Source organism: Rhodococcus sp. (in: high G+C Gram-positive bacteria) (genome assembly GCF_049286785.1).
Taxonomy (GTDB): domain Bacteria; phylum Actinomycetota; class Actinomycetes; order Mycobacteriales; family Mycobacteriaceae; genus Rhodococcus_F.
The window spans coordinates 1-1,983 of the sequence record NZ_JBAQEO010000700.1; the positions used below are offsets into that span (position 1 = coordinate 1).

Genomic DNA, 1,983 nt, shown 5'->3' on the forward strand with positions numbered 1-1,983 from the left:
CCCGCTCCCGCATGCTCCCGGCGGCATTCGCGAAACGCGCACTCCGAAGGATAGCCAAGACCACCCAGATCGGCGATCGGACGAACCACCATTCGTACACCAGTCGGTTGTGGATCCGGGCGGCTAGTACTACAGTCGCGTTTAGGGCAGGTGTCCTCGGGCTCGGTAGTGGCATCGTCGGGCTCGGTGTTGATGGCGGCGGCGCCAGTGGGAGCGTGCGAGGACGTGGCGGGGATCGGGTAGATACGTCCAGATCAGGTGGCAGAGCAGCCGTCGGATCTCGGGCACGCTCAGTGCGATCAACTCGCTGTCGTCGCCGGGTTCTCGGGCCCCCTTTTTGACCGGGTGACGGTGAGGAAGGTGTGCGCGAGCATCGAGAGGGTGATGTGCCGGTACCAGCCCGGGTACTGCCGGACCTGGTAGTGGTCGAGGCCCGTCTGGCCCTTCGCGGTCTGGAAGGTTTCCTCTATCGCCCAACGTGTTCCGGCGACGGTGACCAATTCGGTCAGGGTGGTGCGCGCCGGGCAGTGGCACAGGTAGTACGCCAGATCCTCCGGGTCGGTGCGACTGCGACGGGCCAGGAGCCAGTACACCGTCGTCGGCCAGTTCAACCCGCGCACCGGTGTGCGCGCCCAGTCGTAGAGTCGCTCACCTTTCGCGCCGTCACCGGCCGAGCGGGCCCGCCACGCTTGGGCAGGCAACGCCGCGATCGCCTCGTCGGCACGGAGCTCGGCGCCGTCGACGGTGATGACGTGTTGGTTCACCGAAGTAGCTAGCACGTAGGACAATCCGAGTTCCTCGCAACGGGCACGGAGCCGGTGCACCTGCCCGTATACGGCATCTCCGGTGACCCATCGTGCCGGCACGCCGGCGGCGACGGCGCGTTCGAGCATCGCGATCGCCAGCTCGGGTTTGGTCGCGAACTCGCGCTCGGCGGGGATCCCGGCCTGCGCGCACCGGTCACGGTCGTCGGTCCAAGCTTTGGGCAGGTACAGCTCTCGGTCGATCAGCGTTCGGCCCGCCGGGGTGGCATAGGTCAAGAACACCCCGATCTGGCAGTTCTCGATCCGGCCCGCGGTCCCCGAGTACTGGCGGGCCACTCCGGCCGAGCGGGTGCCCTTCTTCAAGAACCCGGTCTCGTCGAGAATCAATACACCGGACGGATCCGCGAGGTGCTCGACCGCGTAATCGCGTACGTCGTCGCGGACCGCGTCGGGATCCCAGTCCGCGGTCGAGAGCAGTCGCTGCATCCCGTCCGGCAACCGATCACCCGCGCGTTCGGACAGGGTCCACGAATTCTTCCGTTCCTCGCTCGAGAGCAAACCCTGCACGTATTCCACCGCATGCTTGCGGGGCTCGGACCTGGCGAAACGATGCCCGATCAAGGCATCGATCTCCGCCAGCCCCTCCGCCCACACCCGCACCTCGGCCACACACACATCATCGTCCACACGCAGACGATGACCCCTCAACCCATCGGAACCGGCACCAACACGCCGACAAGATCAAAATAAACGCGACTGTAGTACTAGGCGGTCTCGAAGGACCGTGCCCTCGACGGTGCGGGGAATCGCGTCAGCTCACTGAACGACGCCCGCACTACGCAGATCGTCGATCTCGTTCGCGGACATGCCGATTCCAGCGAGCAACGCGTCCGTATGCGCGCCCAGCGCCGGCACCGAACCCATGCTCATCTCCACGTCCGAGAACGTCATCGGCGGGAGCAGCGCCCGGATCGGACCGGCTTCGGTCTCTACCTCCCGCCAGCGGTCGCGCACCTCCAGCTGGGGGTGCGACAGCAGCCCGCTCATGTCGCGCAGTTGTGCCGCCGGCACGCCCGCCGCCGCGAGTCTCTTATCCTGGATGCACCGATCGGCTGATGGCGTTGTTGTGAGTTTGGTTGTCCGGCAGCGGATGGGGTGTGGGCGTGAGTGATCGTCCGACCTGGTGTGTCGGGTTGTTCCACTGAGTCTTTCGCATCGA

The 1,983-nt window shown here is 66.1% G+C and carries 1 protein-coding gene and 1 pseudogene; both read right to left on the reverse strand.

Annotated elements, in window-relative coordinates; translation table 11 throughout:
• Nucleotides 1-299: 299 nt before the first annotated feature.
• Nucleotides 300-1,433 carry an IS701 family transposase gene (locus WAW17_RS25315; RefSeq protein WP_422335633.1) on the reverse strand — a complete coding sequence of 378 codons (1,134 nt, stop codon included), beginning with the start codon at nt 1,431-1,433 and terminating at the stop codon, nt 300-302.
• Nucleotides 1,434-1,580: 147 nt separating this feature from the next.
• Nucleotides 1,581-1,859, reverse strand: a pseudogene (locus WAW17_RS25320) (CoA transferase); the annotation flags it as partial.
• Nucleotides 1,860-1,983 lie beyond the last annotated feature (124 nt).